General features: G+C 69.4%; 21 protein-coding genes. 12 read left to right on the forward strand and 9 right to left on the reverse strand.

The window, feature by feature from the left end:
* Positions 1-3: 3 nt before the first annotated feature.
* The 5 genes from B0W80_RS04605 to B0W80_RS04625 are packed head-to-tail and all read left to right on the forward strand — an operon-like array spanning position 4 to position 4,220.
* The gene (locus B0W80_RS04605; protein ID WP_076997931.1) at positions 4-786 is read left to right on the forward strand and encodes a sterol desaturase family protein; all 783 of its coding nucleotides are present in this window, start codon (positions 4-6) and stop codon (positions 784-786) included.
* Positions 783-1,556: an ABC transporter ATP-binding protein gene (locus B0W80_RS04610; RefSeq protein WP_076997932.1), complete on the forward strand. Its 774-nt coding sequence runs from the start codon at positions 783-785 to the stop codon at positions 1,554-1,556. The genes B0W80_RS04605 and B0W80_RS04610 overlap by 4 nt, the downstream gene beginning before the upstream one ends.
* Positions 1,553-2,263, forward strand: coding sequence for an ABC transporter ATP-binding protein (locus B0W80_RS04615; protein ID WP_076997933.1), 711 nt, complete (start codon positions 1,553-1,555; stop codon positions 2,261-2,263). The genes B0W80_RS04610 and B0W80_RS04615 overlap by 4 nt, the downstream gene beginning before the upstream one ends.
* Before the next feature lie 27 nt (positions 2,264-2,290).
* Complete coding sequence (locus B0W80_RS04620) at positions 2,291-3,154, forward strand: branched-chain amino acid ABC transporter permease (RefSeq protein ID WP_083745186.1); 864 nt, start codon at positions 2,291-2,293, stop codon at positions 3,152-3,154.
* A gap of 13 nt (positions 3,155-3,167) precedes the next feature.
* Positions 3,168-4,220 carry a branched-chain amino acid ABC transporter permease gene (locus B0W80_RS04625; RefSeq protein ID WP_083745176.1) on the forward strand — a complete coding sequence of 351 codons (1,053 nt, stop codon included), beginning with the start codon at positions 3,168-3,170 and terminating at the stop codon, positions 4,218-4,220.
* A gap of 25 nt (positions 4,221-4,245) precedes the next feature.
* On the opposite strand, the gene B0W80_RS04630 is transcribed toward B0W80_RS04625, so the two are convergent.
* Positions 4,246-5,202 (reverse strand): helix-turn-helix domain-containing protein, encoded by a 957-nt coding sequence (locus B0W80_RS04630; protein WP_076997935.1) that lies wholly within the window; start codon positions 5,200-5,202, stop codon positions 4,246-4,248.
* Between the two features lie 164 nt (positions 5,203-5,366).
* On the opposite strand from B0W80_RS04630, the gene B0W80_RS04635 reads away from it, so the two are divergent.
* From B0W80_RS04635 to B0W80_RS04665, 7 genes are all read left to right on the forward strand, one after another.
* The gene (locus tag B0W80_RS04635; RefSeq protein ID WP_076997936.1) at positions 5,367-6,560 is read left to right on the forward strand and encodes an amino acid ABC transporter substrate-binding protein; all 1,194 of its coding nucleotides are present in this window, start codon (positions 5,367-5,369) and stop codon (positions 6,558-6,560) included.
* 13 nt (positions 6,561-6,573) lie between these two features.
* The gene (locus B0W80_RS04640) at positions 6,574-7,449 is read left to right on the forward strand and encodes a branched-chain amino acid ABC transporter permease (protein ID WP_076997937.1); all 876 of its coding nucleotides are present in this window, start codon (positions 6,574-6,576) and stop codon (positions 7,447-7,449) included.
* On the forward strand, positions 7,446-8,363 hold the full coding sequence (locus B0W80_RS04645) for a branched-chain amino acid ABC transporter permease (protein WP_076997938.1): 918 nt from the start codon (positions 7,446-7,448) through the stop codon (positions 8,361-8,363). The genes B0W80_RS04640 and B0W80_RS04645 overlap by 4 nt, the downstream gene beginning before the upstream one ends.
* Positions 8,356-9,123, forward strand: coding sequence for an ABC transporter ATP-binding protein (locus tag B0W80_RS04650; RefSeq protein ID WP_076998034.1), 768 nt, complete (start codon positions 8,356-8,358; stop codon positions 9,121-9,123). The genes B0W80_RS04645 and B0W80_RS04650 overlap by 8 nt, the downstream gene beginning before the upstream one ends.
* Positions 9,120-9,827 (forward strand): ABC transporter ATP-binding protein, encoded by a 708-nt coding sequence (locus B0W80_RS04655; protein WP_076997939.1) that lies wholly within the window; start codon positions 9,120-9,122, stop codon positions 9,825-9,827. The genes B0W80_RS04650 and B0W80_RS04655 overlap by 4 nt, the downstream gene beginning before the upstream one ends.
* A gap of 23 nt (positions 9,828-9,850) precedes the next feature.
* Positions 9,851-11,302 (forward strand): aldehyde dehydrogenase, encoded by a 1,452-nt coding sequence (locus B0W80_RS04660; RefSeq protein ID WP_076997940.1) that lies wholly within the window; start codon positions 9,851-9,853, stop codon positions 11,300-11,302.
* Positions 11,303-11,403: 101 nt separating this feature from the next.
* Positions 11,404-12,447, forward strand: a complete 1,044-nt coding sequence (locus B0W80_RS04665; RefSeq protein ID WP_076997941.1) for an NADP-dependent oxidoreductase — start codon at positions 11,404-11,406, stop codon at positions 12,445-12,447.
* Between the two features lie 6 nt (positions 12,448-12,453).
* On the opposite strand, the gene B0W80_RS04670 is transcribed toward B0W80_RS04665, so the two are convergent.
* The 8 genes from B0W80_RS04670 to B0W80_RS04705 all read right to left on the reverse strand — a co-directional run bounded on the left by B0W80_RS04670 (position 12,454) and on the right by B0W80_RS04705 (position 19,703).
* On the reverse strand, positions 12,454-13,302 hold the full coding sequence (locus tag B0W80_RS04670; protein WP_076997942.1) for a DMT family transporter: 849 nt from the start codon (positions 13,300-13,302) through the stop codon (positions 12,454-12,456).
* A 74-nt stretch (positions 13,303-13,376) separates the two neighbouring features.
* Entirely contained in the window at positions 13,377-14,093 is a 717-nt protein-coding gene (locus B0W80_RS04675; RefSeq protein ID WP_143684479.1) for an AraC family transcriptional regulator, read from the reverse strand.
* Between the two features lie 72 nt (positions 14,094-14,165).
* On the reverse strand, positions 14,166-15,284 hold the full coding sequence (locus B0W80_RS04680) for an SLC13 family permease (protein WP_076997944.1): 1,119 nt from the start codon (positions 15,282-15,284) through the stop codon (positions 14,166-14,168).
* Positions 15,265-16,809, reverse strand: a complete 1,545-nt coding sequence (locus tag B0W80_RS04685) for a class I adenylate-forming enzyme family protein (protein WP_076997945.1) — start codon at positions 16,807-16,809, stop codon at positions 15,265-15,267. Before B0W80_RS04685 ends, B0W80_RS04680 begins: the two co-directional genes overlap by 20 nt.
* A 15-nt stretch (positions 16,810-16,824) precedes the next feature.
* Entirely contained in the window at positions 16,825-17,805 is a 981-nt protein-coding gene (gene lipA, locus B0W80_RS04690) for a lipoyl synthase (protein WP_076997946.1), read from the reverse strand.
* Between the two features lie 19 nt (positions 17,806-17,824).
* The gene (gene lipB, locus B0W80_RS04695) at positions 17,825-18,499 is read right to left on the reverse strand and encodes a lipoyl(octanoyl) transferase LipB (RefSeq protein ID WP_076997947.1); all 675 of its coding nucleotides are present in this window, start codon (positions 18,497-18,499) and stop codon (positions 17,825-17,827) included.
* Positions 18,496-18,801, reverse strand: coding sequence for a YbeD family protein (locus B0W80_RS04700; protein WP_076997948.1), 306 nt, complete (start codon positions 18,799-18,801; stop codon positions 18,496-18,498). The genes lipB and B0W80_RS04700 overlap by 4 nt, the downstream gene beginning before the upstream one ends.
* Positions 18,798-19,703, reverse strand: a complete 906-nt coding sequence (locus B0W80_RS04705; protein WP_076997949.1) for an aminotransferase class IV — start codon at positions 19,701-19,703, stop codon at positions 18,798-18,800. The genes B0W80_RS04700 and B0W80_RS04705 overlap by 4 nt, the downstream gene beginning before the upstream one ends.
* Positions 19,704-19,715: the final 12 nt, after the last annotated feature.

Consider the following 19,715-nt stretch of genomic DNA (forward strand, 5'->3'; position numbering starts at 1 on the left):
TCCATGCGAGCCACATCGGACAACGCAGAGATCTTTCGCGACGAGTTCAGGGGCACCGTGCCGGCCGGCTACAGCGGCGTGCGCCATGGCCTGATCATTTTGTTCACCGGCCTCGCGGCCATCGCACTGTGCAGCGCGTTCTTCGAGCCCGCCTGGCGCTGGCGCGACTTCGTGGTCGTGCCGCTGGTGGTGCTCGCGTGGAACTGGGTGGAGTGGTACGTGCACAAGAAGGTGTTGCACCGGCCGGGCAAGGGCGCGGTCGCGCGTGCGCTCTACACCCGCCACACGCTGACGCACCACCGCTTCTTCACGCTGGACGACGCCGACCTGCGCGATGCACGCGACCTGAAGATCGTGTTCTTCCCGGCCTTCGCCCAGCCCGCCATCCTGGTGATGGCCGGGGTGCCGGCGCTGGCGGCCGGTTGGCTGATCTCGCGCAACGCGGGCCTGCTGGTCGTCATCGGCACCGCCGCGATGTACCTGCTGTTCGAGGCCATGCACCTGTTCTCGCACCTGCCGCAGCGCCGCTGGCTGGACCGCTTTCCGCTCGTGAACACGATGCGGCGGCACCATCGCGCGCACCACGACCAGGGCTTGATGATGAGCCACAACATGAACTTCACGTTGCCGTGGGCCGACTGGTACTTCGACACCAGCGACGTGGAGCGCGGCTTCTGGGGCACGACTTTCAACGGCAGCTCCAGCCGTCATGTGCGCCCGGCCCAGGAGCGACCGGCGCCCCCCAGCGATGCACACCGCGGCGCCGCCGACGGATCGCGTCCATGAGCGACACGATCCTCGAAGCACGCCGGCTCACCAAGGAATTCAAGGGCTTCACCGCAGTCCGCGAGGTCGACCTGAAGGTGGCGCGCGGCTCGATCCACGCGCTCATCGGCCCCAACGGAGCCGGCAAGACCACGTGCTTCAACCTGCTGACGAAATTCCTGGAGCCGAGCTCCGGCAGCATCCTCTTCAACGGCCACGACATCACGCGCGAACGGCCGGCGCAGATCGCGAGGCGCGGCATCATCCGCTCGTTCCAGATCTCGGCCGTGTTCCCGCACCTCACGCTGCTGGAGAACGTGCGCCTGGGGTTGCAGCGCGCGCTGGGCACCAGCTTCCACTTCTGGAAGAGCGAGCGCAGCCTGCTGTCCTTGAACGATCGCGCCCGTGCGCTGCTGGCCGACGTCGGGCTCGAAGACCTGGCCGACGAGCAGACCGTGAACCTGCCCTACGGCCGCAAGCGCGCGCTGGAAATCGCCACCACCCTGGCCATGGAGCCCGAGCTGATGCTGCTCGACGAGCCCACGCAAGGCATGGGCCACGAGGACGTGCACCGCGTGGCCGAACTCATCAAGCGCGTGTCGAAGGGCCGCACCATCCTCATGGTCGAGCACAACATGAGCGTGGTGTCGACCATCGCCGACACCATCACCGTGCTTCAACGCGGCGCCGTGCTGGCCGAGGGCCCATACGACGAGGTGTCGAAGAACCCGCAAGTGATGGAGGCCTACATGGGCAGCACCGAAGGCCAACTGCAGGGAGCGCACGCATGACGACGCCCGCACTTCAGATCCGTGGCCTGCAGGCCTGGTACGGCGAGTCGCACGTGCTTCACGGCGTCGACATGGTGGTGCAGCCCGGCGAGGTGGTCACGCTGCTGGGCCGCAACGGCGCCGGCCGCACCAGCACGCTGCGCGCGATCATGGGCCTCGTCGGCACGCGCAAGGGCAGCATCCGGGTCGCCGGGCAGGAGACGATCGGGCTTGCCACGCACCGCATCGCGCATTTCGGCATCGGCTATTGTCCGGAGGAGCGGGGCATCTTCGCGAGCCTCTCTACCGAAGAGAACCTGATGCTCCCGCCCGTGCTCGGCGGCGCGAAGGCAGGGATGACGGTGGACGAGATCTACACCATGTTCCCCAACCTGGCCGAGCGCCGGCACAGCCAGGGCACGCGGCTGTCCGGCGGCGAGCAGCAAATGCTGGCCGTGGCGCGCATCCTGCGCACCGGCGCGCGGCTCCTGCTGCTCGACGAGATTTCCGAAGGCCTGGCGCCGGTGATCGTGCAGGCCCTGGCCCGCATGATCACCATGCTGCGCACCAAGGGCTACACGATCGTGATGGTGGAGCAGAACTTCCGCTTCGCCGCGCCGCTGGCCGATCGCTTCTACGTGATGGAGCACGGACGCATCGTCGAAAGCTTCGGCGCTGCCGAGCTCTCGCACAAGATGCCGGTGCTCAACGAACTGCTGGGTGTTTGAGACATGACGGACGTATTCGGCATCCCCATGCGGGGGCTGCTCAGCCAACTGCTGCTCGGCCTGGTCAACGGGTCGTTCTACGCGATCCTGAGCCTCGGGCTCGCGGTTATCTTCGGCCTGCTCAACGTCATCAACTTCGCGCACGGCGCGCTGTTCATGCTGGGCGCGGTGCTGAGCTGGATGGCGATGAACCACCTGGGCTTCAGCTACTGGGCGATGCTGCTGGCGGCGCCCATCGTCGTCGGCCTGTTCGGCGTGGCGATCGAGCGGTTGCTGCTGCGCTGGATCTACAAGCTCGACCACCTGTACGGCCTGCTGCTCACGCTCGGGCTCACGCTGCTGATCGAAGGCGCATTCCGCTCCGTGTACGGTGTGTCGGGGCTCGCCTACGACACGCCCGAGGCGCTGTCGGGCGCGACCGACCTCGGCTTCATGAACCTGCCCAACTACCGGGCCTGGGTGGTGGTGGCCTCGCTGGCCGTCTGCCTCGCGACCTGGTTCGTGATCGAGAAGACGCGCATCGGCGCCTACCTGCGCGCAGGCACCGAGAACCCGCGCCTGGTCGAGGCCTTCGGCGTCAACGTGCCGCTGATGATCACGCTGACCTACGGCTTCGGCGTCGCGCTGGCCGCCTTCGCCGGCGTGCTGGCGGCGCCCGTGATGCAGGTGTCGCCGCTCATGGGGCAGAACCTGATCATCGTGGTGTTCGCGGTCGTCGTCATCGGCGGCATGGGCTCCATCATGGGCGCCATCGTCACGGGGCTCGGGCTCGGTGTCGTCGAGGGCTTCACCAAGGTGTTCTACCCCGAGGCCTCGTCCACCGTCGTGTTCGTGATCATGGTGGTCGTGCTGCTGATCCGTCCTGCCGGCCTGTTCGGCAAAGAGAAATGAAGAGGGCCGTACCATGAACAAGTCTTTCGTCGGCTACGGCCTGCTGCTGGCCGCGCTGGTCGCCGCGCCTTTCATCGGCGCCTACCCGGTGTTCCTGATGAAGCTGCTGTGCTTCGCGCTGTTCGCCTCGGCCTTCAACCTGCTGCTGGGCTTCACGGGGCTGCTCTCCTTCGGGCATGCGGCCTTCCTGGGCTTCTCGGCCTACATCGCCGGCTACGGCATGCGCAACCTCGGCCTCACGCCTGAGCTGGGCCTGCTGGCGGGCACCGCGACGGGTGCGCTGCTGGGCTGGCTCTTCGGCATGCTGGCCATACGCAGGCAGGGCATCTACTTCGCGATGATCACGCTCGCGCTGGCGCAGATGGTGTACTTCGTCTGCCTGCAGGCGCGCTTCACCGGCGGCGAAGACGGCCTGCAGGGCGTGCCGCGCGGCAAGCTCTTCGGCCTGCTCGACCTGTCGGGCGACCTGACGCTGTACTACGTCACGCTCACGATCGTGGTGGCGGCCTTCCTGCTGATCGTGCGGACCATTCATTCGCCCTTCGGCCAGGTGCTCAAGGGCATCAAGGAGAACGAGCCGCGCGCGGTCTCGCTCGGCTACGACGTGGCGCGTTTCAAGCTGCTTGCCTTCGTCATCTCGGCCGCCGTCTCGGGCCTGGCGGGCTCGCTCAAGACGCTGGTGCTGGGCTTCGCGACGCTGACCGACGTGCATTGGTCCTCGTCCGGCTCGGTCATCCTCATGACGCTGCTGGGCGGGCTGGGCACGCTGTCGGGCCCCCTGGTGGGCGCGACGGTGGTGGTGGCGCTCGAGAACAAGATCGGCGAGCTCGGCAGTTTCCTGGCGCGGGCCACCGGGGTGGACTGGTTCAACACGCTCGGCGAGTCGGTGACCATGGTGACGGGCCTGATCTTCGTGGTCTGCGTGCTGGCTTTCCGGCGCGGCATCATGGGCGAGGTCATCGCGCTCTTGAAGCGCGGCAGGCCGGCGCCGAAGACCGGCGAGGCATCTGCGCGGCAGAAGGCTCCTGTCCCCAATCCCTCGCCCACGGTGGCGAGCGGAAGGTGAGGGCGCGGAGTGAGGGCGGGGCCCTTCAGCGCCTGGCGGCCTGCCGCCTGAACTCGCTCGGGCTGCCGCCGGTGTGCTCCCGGAACACGCGGCTGAAGTGCGAGAGGTTGCCGAAGCCGGCCGCCAGCGCGATGTCGGTGATCGGCCGCTGCGCATGGGCCGGGTCTTCCAGCGCGCGGATGCAGCGCGCGAGCCGCTGGCGCTGGATGTAGCCCGTGAGCGTGTCCTCGTCGTCGGCGAAGGCGTTGTGCAGGTGGCGCTTGCTGCAGCGAAGCGCCTGCGCGATGCCGTCGATCGACAGCGCCGGGTCGTGCAGGTGCTGCGCCACGTGCTGGCGGATGCGGTCGCGCAGCGCCTCGCGCTGCGTGCGCGGCGTATCCTGACCGGCCAGCTCCATCAGCGACAACCGCACCAGCTGGATGATCAGATCGCCCGCGCCGCGCGCTGCCACGTCGCTCATGTAGGGCAGCTCGAGATACGTGTTGCGCATCGTCTCCAGCGCCACCCGCGAGATGCCGCTGGCGCCGCCCACCCGGCGCGCCACCAGCTCGCCCAGCGGCAGGCCGGGCACCGCGAGCTGGGCCTTGGGCAGCATCACGATCAAGTGGTCGCTGCGCTCGGGGTTGGCCACCATGTAGTCGGCGGTGGTGTCGTACAGCGTCCAGCCGCCCGCGCGCACGGCGGCCTCGCGGCCGCGTTGCGTCACCGCGGCCGAGCCCTGCCAGGGCGCGACCACCTTCAGGTAGTCGGCTTCGCAGCGGCGCGCCATGTCGGGGGTGCGCAGCACGCGGTGGCGGTTGGCCTCCAGCCGCGTCAAGATCACCTCGCCCGCATGCGATGCCGCGATGTGGCCGTCGAACTCGGTGTCGCCGTACAGCTCGGATTCCAGCCCGCCGAAGTGCTTCCACACCCAGTCGCGCCACACGGGCGCGCGCTCGCGCGGCGGCACCTCGTCGGTCGATAGCTGCAGCGATGCGGTCATGCGGGCTATTGTCCGGGGCGCTCCGGGCCCCCGTGCTTGCGGGTTAACCACTAGCGCCGTGCGCGCTCGGTCAAGCGCGTTGTGCGCAGCCGGCACAGCGCGGCGCGCGCGTCGTTCCTACGATCGACGCAGCGGCCCCGCCCGGCGGCCGCGAGGAGACGCACATGCCGCAAAGCCATCGCCGCCGCTGGATCCAGCAAACCGCCGCCGCCCTCGGCGCGGCCGCCGTCGCACCCCGCCTGCTCGCGCAAGGGGCGCCCGTGAAGATCGGCTACGCCATCGCCCGCACCGGCCCCTGGGCCGCGGGCGCCCAGGTCAGCCAGGAGCCCAACTACCTGCTGTGGGCCGAGCAGGTCAATGCGGCCGGCGGGCTGTCGGTGAAGGGCGCGAAGCGGCCCATCGAACTGGTGGGCTACGACGACCGCAGCGAGACCGAGACCTGCGTGCGCACCTTCGAGAAGCTCATGGGCAGCGACAAGGTCGACCTGGTGCTGCCGCCCTGGGGCTCCGGCGCCAACTTCGCGGTGGCGCCGCTGGCCAATCGCTTCGGCTACCCGCTGCTGGCGCCCACCGCGCTCTCGCGCAAGCTCATCGACATGCAGCTGCCCTTCTTCTTCTCGCTGCTGCAGCAGCCCGACAAGATGATGGGCGCGCTGGTCGACATGCTGGCCGCGAACAACGTGAAGACGGTCGCCATCGTCTACATGGACGACCTGTTCGGCCTGGAGAACTTCGCCGCGCTCAATGCGGCGCTCAAGAAGACCTCGATCCAGGTGGTCGAGCGCAAGAGCTATCCGCTGGGCGTGAAAGACCTGGCGCCGGTGCTGCGCACCATCAAGGACCTGAACCCCGACGCCTTCATCGGCATCACCTACCCGCCCGACACCATCCTCGCCAGCCGCCAGGCGCGCGAGGTGGGCTTCAACCCGAAGTTCTTCTACGCCTCGGTCGGCACCGCCTTCCAGCTCTACAAGAACGTGATGGCGGCCAACACCGAGGGTGTGATCGGCATGGGCTCGTGGAATGCCAAGACCAGCCCCGAGGCCAAGGCGTATTTCGACGCGCACACCAAGAAGTTCGGCAAGGAGCCCGACCGCTGGGCCAGCGGCCATTGCTGGGCCGGCCTCGAGATCCTGCAGCAGGCCGTGGCGAAGGTGGGGCTGGACCGCAAGGCCCTGCGCGAGCAGATCGCGAAGAACGAGTTCAAGACCATCCTGGGGCCGATGCGCTTCGAGGGCAGCGAGAACGCGTCGGTGCCCGGCACCGTGGCGCAGTGGCAGGGCGGCGAGTTCGAGGTGGTGTGGCCGAAGAGCCGCGCCACCGCGCAGCTCGCGCCGAAGCCGGCCTGGAAGAGCTAGAGGAAGCGCACCCATGTCCTGGAGCGGATGGGCCGAGTTGCTGGCCGGCGGATTGATCACGGGCGGCATCTACGCGCTGGTGGCGATCGGGTTGAACCTGCAGTACGGGCTGATGCGCATCATGAACATCTCGCACGGCGAGTTCCTGATGCTCGGCGCGTTCGTCACATGGTGGGCCCACACGCGTTGGGGCGTGTCGCCGCTGCTGTTCCTGCCCGCCGCGTTCCTGCTGCTCATGGCGCTGGGCATGGTCGTGCACCGGCTGTGCTTTCGCCGCCTGGCCGCGGGTGCGCCCACGGTCGAGGTGTTCGAGGCGCGCAGCCTGATGGTTGGCTTCGGCCTGATGTTCTTCGTGCAGAACACGGCGCTGCTGATCTGGGGCGGTGACCTGCGCGGCTATGACTACCTGGCCGAGCCGGTGCAGTTCGCCGACATGCGCTTCACCGCCAACAAGCTCGTGCTCTTCGGCGTTGCGCTGGCCCTGAGCCTGGTGCTGATCGCGCTGCTCAGGCTCACGCTGCTGGGCAAGGCGGTGCGCGCGCTGATGCAGTCGCCTGTCGGTGCCCAGCTGGTGGGCATCAACACGCGGCGGCTGCACCCGCTGATGTTCGGCATCGGCCTCGGGCTCTCGGGCGTGGCCGGCGCGCTGCTGTCGATGACCTACGAGATCTCGCCGTCGATGGGCGAGCCCTACACCGTCACCGCGTTGATCGTCATCACGCTCGGCGGCTTCGGCAGCATCGCGGGCAGCCTGGCCGGCGGCCTGCTGCTGGGCGTGGTCGAGGCGCTGGGCATGCACTTCAGCAGCCCGTCTCTCAAGATGCTGCTGTCCTATGCCGTGTTCATCGGCGTGCTGATCTGGCGGCCCAACGGGCTGTTCTCGCGATGAAGACCTTCATGTCCGGCAAGCCCTGGCACGGATTGGCGCTAGCCCTGTTGCTGGCCGGCGCCGTGCCCTGGGCGGCGTCCGAGTTCGTCACCTCGGTAGCGCTGAGCTGCCTGATGTACATCGCGCTGGCCACGAGCTGGTCGTTGTTCTGCGGCGCCACGCGCTATCTCTCGCTCGCCACCTCGGCCTTCTTCGGACTGGGTGCGTATGCCAGCGCGACGCTGCTGACCGTGCTGCCCTGGCCGCTCGTGATCCTGAGCGGCGCGCTGGTCGCGAGCGCCGTGGCACTGCTGATGGGCGCGGCCGTGCTGCATTTGCGCGGCACCTATTTCGCGGTGCTCACCTTCGGCATGACCGAGCTGATCCGCCATGCCGTCACCTTCGTGGAGAAGCAGGTCTCGGGCACCGTGGGCCGCGTGCTGGCCGTGGTGCCGTCGAACGAGACCGTGTACCTCACGGTGCTCGCCATCGCGGGCGCCGCCATCGCGACGGCCATCGTCGTCCGGCGCAGCCGCTTCGGCCTGGCGCTGGCCGGCATCGGCGCCGACGAGCAGCGCGCGCAGACGCTGGGCGTGGACACGCGCCGCGTCAAGATCGCCGGCTTCGCGCTCACCGCCGCCTTCGCCGGCGCGGCCGGCGCCGCGATGGCGGTGCGCTGGACCTACATCGAGCCGGCCGCCGTGTTCAGCCCCTTCATCGGCTTCCAGACCGTGCTGATCGCGCTGATCGGCGGTGCGGCCAGCATCGGCGGGCCGATCGTCGCGGCCATCGTCTTCAGCCTGCTGGCCGAGACGCTGCGCCTGCAGCTGCCCTACGGCTACATGATGGTGCTGGGGCTGCTGCTGATCCTGTGCGTGATGTACCTGCCCAATGGGCTGGCGACGCTATGGCAGCGAGGGCGGCGCCATGGATGACCGGGTCGTTCCCCTGCTCGCGGCCGAGGCGCTCAGCGTGCGCTTCGGCGGGCTCACCGCGGTCGATGCGGTCGATGCCCGCTTTCATGCGGGCGAGTTGGTCGGCATCATCGGGCCGAACGGCGCGGGCAAGACCACCTTCTTCAACGCCATCTCGGGCGTGGAGGCGACCAGCGCCGGCCGCTTGTGGGTGCAGGGCAGCACGGACATCACGGGCCAGGCGCCGCACCGCTTCGCCGCGCACGGCATCGCGCGCACCTTCCAGACGCCGCGTGTCATGGCCGAGATGACGCTGGCCGACAACGTGCGCTTCGGCATGCAGTTCGCCGGCCGCCACCGCGCGCCGCTGGCCGGGCTGGAAAGCGCGAAAGACATCCTCGGCATGCTGGGGCTCGACGCGCTGGCCGATCGGCAGGCCGGCGACGTCACGCCCTCGCAGCAGCGCCTGCTGGAGATCGGCATGGCGCTGGGCACGCGCCCGAGCCTGCTGCTGCTCGACGAGGTGGCGGCCGGGCTCACCGAGGCCGAGGTCGACGCCATGGCGCGGCGCATCCGCGGGCTGCGCGACGACCACGGCCTCGCGGTGGTGTGGATCGAGCATGCGGTGACGACACTGCTGAAGTACGTCGAGCGTGTGCTGGTGCTGCACCAGGGCCGCAAGATCGCAGACGGCGCGCCGGCCGACGTGGTGCGCAATGCCGAGGTGGTCGAGGCCTACCTGGGCGACGAGATGGGTGGCACGACGGTGGTGGCTTCATGAACGCCGAACTGCGCATCCGCGGCCTCGCGGCGGGCTACCACGGCTTCCAGGTCATCCAGGGGCTGGACCTCGACGTGCTGCCCGGCATCACTGTCGTGCTGGGCCCGAACGGCGCCGGCAAGACCACGCTGTTGAAGGCGCTGGCCGGCCTGTTGCCGCGCGGCGGCGAGGCCCTGCTCGACGGCGCCGCGCTGCCATCGAACGACGCGACCGCCTGCGTGCATCGCGGCCTGGCGCTGGTCGCCGAGGGCCGGCAGCTGTTCCCGCAGATGACAGTGACCGAGAACCTCGAACTCGGCGGCTGGCTCACGCCCGCGCGCTTGCGCGCCGAGCGGCTGGCCCGCGCCTTCGACGACTTCCCGCGCTTGAAGGAGCGCGCCGGCCAGCTCGCCGGCACCATGAGCGGCGGCGAGCAGCAGATGGTCGCCGTGGCGCGCGCCATGATGAGCGGGCCGCGGCTGCTGATGCTCGACGAGCCCTCGCTGGGCCTGGCGCCGCGCATGGTCGACGAGCTGCTGGCCATCGTGCGCCGCATCGCCGCGCAAGGCGTCACCGTGTTGATGGTCGAGCAGAACGTGCGCAAGGCGCTCGCCGCCGCCGACCGCGGCTACGTGCTGGAGCGCGGCCGCATCGTCGCATCGGGCGATGCGAAGCAACTGCTCGATTCCGACGTGATCCGCCGCGCCTACCTCGGCGTGGCCTGACCTCATCCACTTCAGGAGATTCCATGACCACCATCACCATGCTCATCGACGGCCAGCCCCGCGCGGCCGAGGGCGGCGCCAGCTTCGAGCGCCGCAATCCGCTGGATGGCAGCGTCGCCACACGCGCGCCCGCTGCGACGCCGGCCGATGCCGTCGCGGCCGTCGACGCCGCCGCACGCGCCTTTCCGGCCTGGTCGCAGATGGGCCCTGGCGAACGCCGTGCGCTGCTGTCGAAAGCGGCGCAGGCGCTCGAGGCGCGCGCGCCCGATTTCGTGGCGGCCATGGCGCGCGAGACCGGCGCTTCGGCGCTGTGGGCCGGCTTCAACGTCCACCTTGCGGCCGGCATGCTGACCGAGGCCGCGTCGCTGACCACGCAGATCGGCGGCGAAGTCATTCCGTCGGACGTGCCCGGCAGCCTGGCCATGGGCGTGCGGCAGCCGGCCGGCGTGGTGCTTGGCATCGCGCCCTGGAATGCACCGGTGATCCTGGGCGTGCGCGCCATCGCCACGCCGCTTGCCTGCGGCAACACGGTGGTGCTCAAGGGGTCCGAACTCAGCCCGCAGACCCACGCGTTGATCGTGGAAGCGCTCAACGAGGCCGGCCTGCCGCCGGGCGTGGTGAACTTCGTCACCAACGCGCCGGCCGATGCGGCGGTGGTGGTCGAAGCCATGGTCGCCCACCCGGCCGTGCGGCGTGTCAACTTCACGGGCTCCACGCACGTGGGCCGGTTGATCGCGCAGACCTGCGCGAAGCACCTCAAGCCCGTGGTGCTCGAACTCGGCGGCAAGGCGCCGCTGGTGGTGCTGGACGATGCCGACATCGAGGCGGCCGTGAACGCCGCGGCCTTCGGCGCCTTCGCCAACTCGGGCCAGATCTGCATGTCGACCGAGCGCATCGTGGTCGACCAGCGCGTGGCCGACGCGTTCGTCGAGCGTTTCGTGGCCAAGGCGCAGAGCCTGCCGCTGGGCGACCCGCGCGAGGGGCCGGTGGTGCTGGGCTCGGTGGTCGACCGCGCGACGGTCGAGCGCTGCAATGCGCTCGTCGACGACGCGCTGGCCAAGGGTGCGACGCTGCGCTGCGGCGGCCGCGCCGACAGCACGCTGATGCCGGCCACCGTGCTCGACCACGTCACGCGCGACATGGCCATCTACGGCGAAGAATCCTTCGGGCCGGTGAAGGCCATCGTGCGTGTCGATGGCGTCGACGAGGCCGTGGCAATCGCCAACGACAACGCCTTCGGCCTTTCGGCCGCCGTGTTCGGCCGCGACGTCGCGCGCGCGTGGAACGTGGCGCGGCGCATCGAATCCGGCATCTGCCACGTCAACGGTCCCACGGTGCACGACGAGGCGCAGATGCCCTTCGGCGGCGTCAAGGCCTCGGGCTACGGCCGCTTCGGCGGCAAGGCCGGCATCGATGCGTTCACCGAGCTGCGCTGGATCACGGTGCAGACCACGCCGCGGCACTATCCCTTCTGACTCCCTTCGAGCTCGCTTCTGAGGCGCTTGTCGCCTGCGCTACCCGCACGCCTTGGCGCCGGCGCTACGATGCCTGCCCCGATCACCGCAGGAGACAGCCCATGAGCAGCACCCAGAGCAATCGTCAGGTCCGCCTCGCCAAGCGCCCCGAGGGGGCCGCCACGCGTGACAACTGGCAGTTCACCACCGAGCCGGTGGGCGAGCCGGCCGAGGGCGGCGTGCTGGTCAAGACGCTGTCGTTGTCGCTCGATCCGGCCATGCGCGGCTGGATGAACGAAGGCAAGAGCTACATCCCGCCGGTCGAGATCGGTGCCGTGATGCGCGCCGGCGGCGTCGGCCGCGTGGTGGCGTCTCGCAACCCGGCCTTCGCGGTCGGCGACACCGTCTACGGCTCGCTGGGCGTGCAGGAGTACATCCTGGTGCCGCAGGAGGAGATCAAGCGGAACGGCCTGACGAAGATCGACCTGCGCGCCGGCAGCGTCACGCAGTGGCTCAACGTGCTGGGCATGCCCGGCATGACCGGCTACTTCGGCCTGATGGACATCGGCGAGCCGAAGGCCGGCGACACGGTCGTCGTGTCGGGCGCCGCCGGCGCGGTCGGCCAGACGGTGGGCCAGCTCGCCAAGATCAAGGGCTGCCGCGCGATCGGCATCGCCGGCGGCCAGGCCAAGTGCGACTGGGTGGTCGAAGAGCTGGGCTTCGACGCCTGCATCGACTACAAGGCCGGCCCCTCGGCCGTGCGCGACGGCCTGAAGACGCATTGCCCCAAGGGCATCGACATCTACTTCGACAACGTCGGCGGCGAAATCCTCGACGCCGCCCTGGCGCGGCTGGCACGCAACGCCCGCATCATCATCTGCGGCGCCATCAGCCAGTACAACAACGCGAACAGCGCCCCCGCCCAGGGCCCCAAGAACTACCTGAGCCTGCTCGTGAACCGCGCCCGCATGCAGGGCATGGTGGTCTTCGACTACGCCGACCGCTACCACGTGGCCGTGGCCGAGATGGCCGGCTACCTCAAAGACGGCCGCATGAAGAGCCGCGAGGACGTGGTGGAGGGGATCGACACCTTTCCGGAGGCGTTGACGAAGCTGTTCACCGGGGAGAACTTCGGGAAGCTGGTGCTCAAGGTGGCTGACGAATAGGCTGCCCTAGGCCCGCACCCACGACCCCATCACCGCCGCCGTCAGGATCAGCACCGCCGCCACCGCGATGGTCCAGCTCAGGGGGCGTTGCGTGACGAGCATCAGCAGTGCCGTCGAGGCCAGCGGCGTGATGTAGCTCAGGATGCCGATCTGCCGCGCGTCGCCGCGCTTCAGGGCCAGGTCCCACAGGAAGAAGGCGGCGCCGAGCGGGCCGAGGCCGCACAGCGCGACCAGCAGCCAGTCGCGCGTGGACAGCGTCGCCTGCGGCTCCAGCAAGGCGTGGCAGCCGAGTGCGAGTGCGCCCGAGACCAGGCCGAACAGGCCGATGGCGCTGGTGGGGAAGGCCTTCACGCGTTTCGTCCACAGCGAATAGCTGGCCCAGATGAAGGCCGAGCCCAGCGCGGGCACGAAGCCCCAGTACCCCAGGTCCGCGCTGCCCGTCGACGCGCTGCGAGCGCCCAGGATCGCGATGGCTGCTCCGGCGAAACCCAGCACGGCCGCCACCAGGTGCAGCGGACGCAGCGACAGGCCCGGCAGCAGCAGCGGCGCCAGCACCACGATGAACAGCGGCCACAGGTAGTTGACCAGGTTGACTTCCACCGGCGGCGCATGCCGCAGCGCGGTGAACAGCAGAAAGTGGAAGCCGAAGAGGCCGTAGATGCCCAGGGCCAGCGTGCGCGGCGGCACGGCCCAGGCCTGGCGATCGCGCAGCGCGAGGGGCCAGCTCATCACGCTGCCGATGATCAAGGCCAGGCCGGTGAGCAGGAAGGGCGGCAGGTGCGCGAGCGCGGTGCCGATCGAGGCGAGCGTGGCCCACAAGGCGATGGCGGCGAGGGCGTAGAGCGTGGACGACATGGCCGAAGAGCTTAAGCGGCGCGGCCATCGCAGGGCGCTGGTTCGTCGTCGCGCGACGACGGTTCGCGGCGCGATCAGATGTCTGCGTCGGGGTCGGCACTTCGGCGCAGGGCCGCGGTGAGCGCGGACGGCGAGCGATAGCCGGTGCGGCGCGCAGTCTCGGCCACGCTCATGCCGCTGCCGCGCAGTTGGCGCGCCTGGAGCAGTCGCTGCGCGCGCAGCCAATGCATGGCGCTCATGCCCTGTTCGTCGCGGCAGCGCTGCGCGAACTGGCTGGGGCTGAGGCAGGCGAAGGCGGCGAGGTCGGCAACGCCCAGCGGCTGGTGCCAGCGCGCCTGCGCCCAACTCGCGAGTGCGGCCCAGTCGATGGTGCGGCCGCGCGGTGTCGCGTTGGCGGGCCCCCAGGCCTCGAGCAGCAGCGCGGGCGCATGGTGCAGCGCGAGCGGAGATGGCGTCGGCGAGGCCAGGCATTCGGCCAGGTAGCGCGCGAGCGGCAACAGCCGCGGCGCATGCGGACCCTGGCCGGCGAAGGGCGACCACAGCGCCAGGGGCGTGTCGAGCACCAGGCAATGGCTGCCGTCGAGTGATTCGAAGTCGTGGCGATCGCCCGGCGCCACCACGTGGCCTTCGCCGGCACCGAGGCGCAGGCCGCGGCCTTCCACCTCCAGGTCGAGCACGCCCTCCAGCCCGACCAGCACCTGGAAATGGTCGTGCGCGTGGCTGCCGCGCGAGGCGCCGTAGCGGCGCAGCGAGAGCGGGTGCAGCGGGGCAGGGAGGTGGCGCGTGTCCATCGGCGCGGCCATTGTCCGCTGCAGGGCTGGCGCATGTCCACGCTGCCGCCCTGCGCCGCGCTCGGCACCGGCCTAGATGCGCAGGAGCACGGCCGACGCGGCGCAGACCAGCAGGAACGGAATCGCGATGCGGTGAAACTCCCGCAGGCCGTGCGGCACCTTCGCCAGCCGCAGCGCGATCAGGTTGGCCAGCGACCCCAGCACGCAGCCGAAGCCGCCCACGCTCACGCCGGCGGCCAGGGCCGGCAGGTCGTGCACGTAGCGGTCGAGCAGGATGGTGGCGGGCACGTTGCTGATGAGCTGCGATGCGGCGATGGCGGCCAGATAGGCGCGCCAGCCCTCGGCGATCGGCCACTGCTGCAGCAGCGTGGCGATGCGGGGCAGGTCGGCCAGCTGCCGCAGGTCGACGAACATGAGCGCGATGATCAGCAGCAGCGTCCAGTCGATGCCCAGCAGCACGCGCGGTCGGATCAGGAGGAAGGCGCCGAACACGAGGGCCAGGCCGGCGAGCATCCAGCGCTGGTCGAGCGCGACGACGAAGGCGACGAAGAGCACGGCCGACAGCGCCAGCAGACGCGGCTGCGAGGGCGCCGCTTCGCCCATGGGCTTGAGCTCGATCGCCACGCGCGGCACCAGGAAGCGCACGGCCACGAACACCCAGAAGAGCATCACGGCCACGGTCGGCGCCATCATCCCCATGAAGCCGATGAAGCTTTCGCCCGACTTGTGCCAGAGATACAGGTTCTGCGGGTTGCCGATGGGCGTGAGGGCCGAGCCGGCATTGACGGCCAGCGCCTCCAGCACCACCAGCCGCGCCAATGGCAGGTGCGCTTGCGCGGCCAGCACGCGTGTGAGCGGCACCAGGAGGAACAGGCTCACGTCGTTGGTGACCAGCGCCGACAGGCCGGCCGCCGCCGCGACCAGGAGGTAGACCAGATGGCGCAACTCGGTGGTGCGGGCCAGCAAGCGCGCCGCGACGGACTGCAGCACCCCGCTGCGCTCCACGCCCTGCGTGATGGCCAGCAGGCCGGCCAGCGCGCCCAGCGTCTGCCAGTCGACCAGCTTCAGGTAGTCCTGCGGCGGCCTGGGCTGCACGATGGCGAAGACGACCGCGACGGCCAGCAGCACCCACAGCAGGCCGTTGCCGCCGCCGCCGTGCTCGCCCGCGGCGTCAGACGGCGTCGCGCTCACGCAATTCGCGCTTGAGCACCTTGCCGATCGCGCTGCGCGGCAGCTCGTCGATGAGGTGCAGGCGGGCCAGTCGCTGGGTCTTGCCGAGCTGGGCATTGGCCCACTGCAGCAGCGCATCGGCCGAGGTGTCGTGGCCGTCGCGGCGCACCACGAAGGCCACCGGCGTCTCGCCCCATTGTTCGGAGGGCACGCCGACCACCGCGGCTTCGGCCACCGCCGCATGGCCGCGCAGCACGGCTTCGAGGTCGCTCGGGTAGATGTTGAAGCCGCCGCTGATGATCATGTCCTTCTTGCGATCGAACAGGGTCAGGAAGCCATCGGGATCGAAGCGGCCGACATCGCCGGTGCGGATGAAGCGCTTGCCGGTGGCGTCGAACCACTCGGCCTCGCGTGTCTTCTCGGGCTGGCGGTGGTAGCCAACCATCATGCCGGCCGAGTGACCGACCACCTCGCCGGCCTCGCCCTGCGGCGCTTCAAGGCCGGCATCGTCGATGAGCCGGATGTCGCTGCCTTCGGCGGGGCGGCCCACCGTGTGCAGCTTGTCGGGGTGCAGGTGGGCTTCGAGGATGCAGGTGCCGCCGCCTTCCGTCATGCCGTAGAACTCGACCAGGCCGCCGGGCCAGCGCTTCAGCACGTCGGCCTTGAGCGCGGCGCCGAAGGGGGCGCTGGTGCTGAACTTGAATCGGAATCGCGAGAGGTCGTGGGCATCGAAGCCCGCATGCGCCATCAGGCGCTGGTACTGCACCGGCACGAGCATGGTGTGCGTGACGCGGTGCCGCTCGGCCAGGGCCAGGTAGGCCGCGGCGTCGAACTTCGGCATCAGCACCACGCAGCCGCCGTAGGCCAGCGTGGGGAAAAAGACCACCAGTGTGGTGTTCGAGTAGAGCGGGGTCGACAGCAGCGTGACGGTGTCGGCGCCGTACTCGTACTTCGCGCCGCGCCGCACGTGCGACCAGCGCATGCCGTGCCCCTGCACGATGCCCTTCGGCTCGCCGGTGGTGCCGGAGGAATAGATGATGTTGAAGGGCCAGGACGGTTGCGGCGTCACCGCTTCGGGCCGCGTGCCCTCGGGTGCGAGCCAGGCGTCGAAGGCGCGTCCGGCCGAACTGCCGTCGAGCGCCACCCGTGGGATGTCACCCGGAGCCGGTGCGCCGAAGGTGTCGGCGGTCGTGGCATCGAGGAACAGGATGCGCGCTTGCGCGTCTTCGGTCATGCGCGCCAGGCTGGCGGGCGTGGCGCTCGGTGCAAGCGGCGCGACCGCGATGCCCGCACGCAAGGCGCCCAGGAACAGCGCTGCGTAGCGCGTGCCGGACGCGGCGCACACCGCGATCGCGTCACCGGCGCGCAGCCCGTCGCGCTGCAGGGCCGCGGCGATGCGGTCCATCAGCGCGTCGAGCGCGCCGTAGTCGAGTTGGATGTCGGGGTCGACCAGCGCCGGCCTGCGAGGCGACGCGTGCGCATGAAGGTGGATCAGGTCGGCGATGAGGCCGAAGTCGCGGCCCAAAGCGGCCTGGAGCGCCTCCATGCGCGTGTCTCCGCTTCAGACCCCTGCGGCGTGCGCCTGCTGATCGGCGTGGTAGCTGCTGCGCACCATCGCGCCGACGGCGGCATGGCTGAAGCCCATCTTGTAGGCCTCTTCCTCGAACATCTTGAAGGTGTCGGGGTGGACGTAGCGCCTCACCGGCAGGTGGCTGTTGCTGGGCGACAGGTACTGGCCGATGGTCAGCATGTCGATGTCGTGCGCACGCATGTCGCGCATGACCTGCAGGATTTCTTCGTCGGTCTCGCCCAGGCCGACCATGATGCCGCTCTTGGTCGGCACTTTCGGGTGGAGCGCCTTGAACTTCTTGAGCAGGTTGAGGCTGAACTGGTAGTCGCTGCCCGGGCGTGCTTCCTTGTAAAGGCGCGGCGCGGTCTCGAGGTTGTGGTTCATCACGTCCGGCGGTGCGGACTTGAGGATGTTGAGCGCGCGGTCGTCGCGGCCGCGGAAGTCGGGCACGAGGATTTCGATCTGCGTCTGCGGCGAGAGCTCGCGGATGTTGCTGATGCAGTCCACGAAATGCTGGCTGCCGCCGTCGCGCAGGTCGTCGCGGTCGACGCTGGTGATCACCACGTACTTGAGGCGCAGCTTCGCGATGGTCTTGGCGAGGTTGAGCGGCTCGTCCTTGTCGAGCGGGTCGGGGCGGCCGTGGCCCACGTCGCAGAAGGGGCAGCGCCGCGTGCACTTGTCGCCCATGATCATGAAAGTGGCCGTGCCCTTGCCGAAGCATTCGCCGATGTTGGGGCAGGAGGCTTCTTCGCAGACCGTGTGCAGGTTGCTTTCGCGCAGGATCTGCTTGATCTCGTAGAAGCGGGTGCTGGGGCTGCCGGCCTTGACGCGGATCCACTCGGGCTTCTTGAGCACTTCGGCCTGCACCACCTTGACCGGGATGCGCGACAGCTTGGCGGCGGCCTTCTGCTTGGCCAGCGGGTTGTAGGTGGCGGCCCCTTGGGCGTCGCGGACGACTTCGGTGGTGCTCATGATGGTGCGTGGGTAGGGGTCAGGGTGCGAGGTAGACGGCGAGCTTGGCGGCCAGTACGCGTGCGGCCTCGTCCCAGCTTGTCTGGACGCCGATTGTAGAAAGGTCGACCGTCGTCAGGCCAGCGTAGCCGCAGGGATCGATGCGGGCGAAGGGTTCGAGGTCCATTTCCACGTTGAATGCGACGCCGTGGTAGGTGCAGTGGCGGCTGATCTTGATGCCCAGCGCGGCGATCTTGCCGAGGCCGCGAAACGGGTCGGCTGGGTGGGCCGGTCCGGTGAGCGCGGCATGCGAAAAAGGGTCGTCCAGCCGCACGTAGATGCCCGGGGCGCCGCCCACGCGGTGGCCGGTGACGCCGAAGTGCGCCAGCGTGCGGATCACCGATTCCTCGATACGGTAGACGTATTCCTTGACGTAGTAGCCGGCGCGCTTCAGGTCGATCAGCGGATAGGCCACCACCTGGCCGGGCCCGTGGTAGGTGACCTGGCCGCCGCGGTCGGTCTGCACGACCGGGATCGCGCCCGGCGCGAGGACGTGGCCGGCGCGGCCTGCAAGGCCCTGGGTATAGACGGGTGGGTGCTCGCACAGCCAGAGCAGATCGGCCGAATCGGCCGTGCGGCCCTGCGTGAGCCGTTGCATCGCAGCGAAGGTCGGGAGGTAGTCGACCTGGCCGAGCCAGTCGACTTCGAGGGTCACAGCACCACCTTGACCATCGGGTTCGCGGTCAGCGCGCGGTAGATGTCGTCGAGCTGCTCGCGGCTGGTGGCGGTGACGGTGATCGTCACGCCCAGGTAGTTGCCGGCGCTGCTCGGGCGCAGCTCGACGGTGCTGGCGTCGAAGCCCGGGTCGAAGCGTTCGGCGATCTGGGTGACGGCGTTCACGAAGCCGTCCACTTTCGCGCCCATCACCTTGATCGGGAACTTGGAGGGGTACTCGATCAGCGAGTCCTTGCGGGCATCGGCGGGCGTGTCGGTTTGCTTGTCGGTGGGCTCGGTCATGCGGTGACTCCTTGTTGCTGCGCGCTGCGTTGCTTGGCGCGCTGATAGCCGGCATCGATGGCCCGATGCACCGGCCCCACGCGGCCATCGCCGATGGGTCGGCCGTCGAGCGTGACCACGGGCTGCACTTCCTTGCTGGCCGAGGAGATCAACAACTCGTCGGCGCCGAAGACTTCGTCGCGATGAACAGGCCGCAGCGAAAACGCAATGCGGGCTTCGGCGCAGATGCGTTCGATCAGGTTGTAGCGAATGCCCGCGAGCACCAGTTGGTCCTTCGGCGGGCCGGCCACGGCGCCGTCCTTCACCACCCAGACGTTGCTCGACGATGCCTCGCTGAGCCAGTCGCCGCGGAACATGATGGTCTCGGCCGCACCGGCCTCCACGCTGATCTGCCGCGCCAGCACGGCACCCAGCAGGCTCGTGGCCTTGATGTGCGCCTTCTGCCAGCGGAAGTCGTGCGCACTGACGCAGGCCACGCCCTGGGTGCGCACGGTGTCGGTGATCGGCTTCAGGGGGTTGAGCATCATGAACACCGTGGGAACGAGGCCCTGCGGCATCGCATGCTCGCGCGGTGCCACGCCGCGCGTGACCTGGATGTAGATGCCCTGCATCGATGCGCGTTCGGCGGGCGGGCTGGCCTCGATCAGACGCATCGCGATGGCCAGCCATGCTTCGTGCGACAACGGATTGGGCACGCGCAGTTCCGACAGCGAGCGGTCGAGCCGGGCCATGTGCTCGTCGAAGCAGAAAGGAACGCCGCCGTAGACTGGCACCACTTCGTACACGCCGTCGCCGAAGATGAAGCCGCGATCGAGTACGCTGATGCGGGCGTCGCGCAGGGGTGTGTAGTCGCCGTCGAGGTAACAGAGAGAGGTGGGGAGGGCGTCGACGATCGGATGCATGAGGGATTATGG

The organism is Variovorax sp. KK3, assembly GCF_001984055.1.
In the GTDB taxonomy this organism is placed as follows: Bacteria; Pseudomonadota; Gammaproteobacteria; order Burkholderiales; family Burkholderiaceae_C; genus Variovorax.

Bases quoted from the DNA above. Each gene is read 5' to 3' on its own strand.
- B0W80_RS04605 (WP_076997931.1), top strand. From the start codon at position 4: ATGCGAGCCACATCGGACAACGCAGAGATCTTTCGCGACGAGTTCAGG.
- B0W80_RS04610 (WP_076997932.1), top strand. From the start codon at position 783: ATGAGCGACACGATCCTCGAAGCACGCCGGCTCACCAAGGAATTCAAG.
- B0W80_RS04615 (WP_076997933.1), top strand. From the start codon at position 1,553: ATGACGACGCCCGCACTTCAGATCCGTGGCCTGCAGGCCTGGTACGGC.
- B0W80_RS04620 (WP_083745186.1), top strand. From the start codon at position 2,291: ATGCGGGGGCTGCTCAGCCAACTGCTGCTCGGCCTGGTCAACGGGTCG.
- B0W80_RS04625 (WP_083745176.1), top strand. From the start codon at position 3,168: ATGAACAAGTCTTTCGTCGGCTACGGCCTGCTGCTGGCCGCGCTGGTC.
- B0W80_RS04630 (WP_076997935.1), bottom strand. From the start codon at position 5,202: ATGACCGCATCGCTGCAGCTATCGACCGACGAGGTGCCGCCGCGCGAG.
- B0W80_RS04635 (WP_076997936.1), top strand. From the start codon at position 5,367: ATGCCGCAAAGCCATCGCCGCCGCTGGATCCAGCAAACCGCCGCCGCC.
- B0W80_RS04640 (WP_076997937.1), top strand. From the start codon at position 6,574: ATGTCCTGGAGCGGATGGGCCGAGTTGCTGGCCGGCGGATTGATCACG.
- B0W80_RS04645 (WP_076997938.1), top strand. From the start codon at position 7,446: ATGAAGACCTTCATGTCCGGCAAGCCCTGGCACGGATTGGCGCTAGCC.
- B0W80_RS04650 (WP_076998034.1), top strand. From the start codon at position 8,356: ATGGATGACCGGGTCGTTCCCCTGCTCGCGGCCGAGGCGCTCAGCGTG.
- B0W80_RS04655 (WP_076997939.1), top strand. From the start codon at position 9,120: ATGAACGCCGAACTGCGCATCCGCGGCCTCGCGGCGGGCTACCACGGC.
- B0W80_RS04660 (WP_076997940.1), top strand. From the start codon at position 9,851: ATGACCACCATCACCATGCTCATCGACGGCCAGCCCCGCGCGGCCGAG.
- B0W80_RS04665 (WP_076997941.1), top strand. From the start codon at position 11,404: ATGAGCAGCACCCAGAGCAATCGTCAGGTCCGCCTCGCCAAGCGCCCC.
- B0W80_RS04670 (WP_076997942.1), bottom strand. From the start codon at position 13,302: ATGTCGTCCACGCTCTACGCCCTCGCCGCCATCGCCTTGTGGGCCACG.
- B0W80_RS04675 (WP_143684479.1), bottom strand. From the start codon at position 14,093: ATGGACACGCGCCACCTCCCTGCCCCGCTGCACCCGCTCTCGCTGCGC.
- B0W80_RS04685 (WP_076997945.1), bottom strand. From the start codon at position 16,809: ATGGAGGCGCTCCAGGCCGCTTTGGGCCGCGACTTCGGCCTCATCGCC.
- lipA (WP_076997946.1), bottom strand. From the start codon at position 17,805: ATGAGCACCACCGAAGTCGTCCGCGACGCCCAAGGGGCCGCCACCTAC.
- B0W80_RS04700 (WP_076997948.1), bottom strand. From the start codon at position 18,801: ATGACCGAGCCCACCGACAAGCAAACCGACACGCCCGCCGATGCCCGC.
- B0W80_RS04705 (WP_076997949.1), bottom strand. From the start codon at position 19,703: ATGCATCCGATCGTCGACGCCCTCCCCACCTCTCTCTGTTACCTCGAC.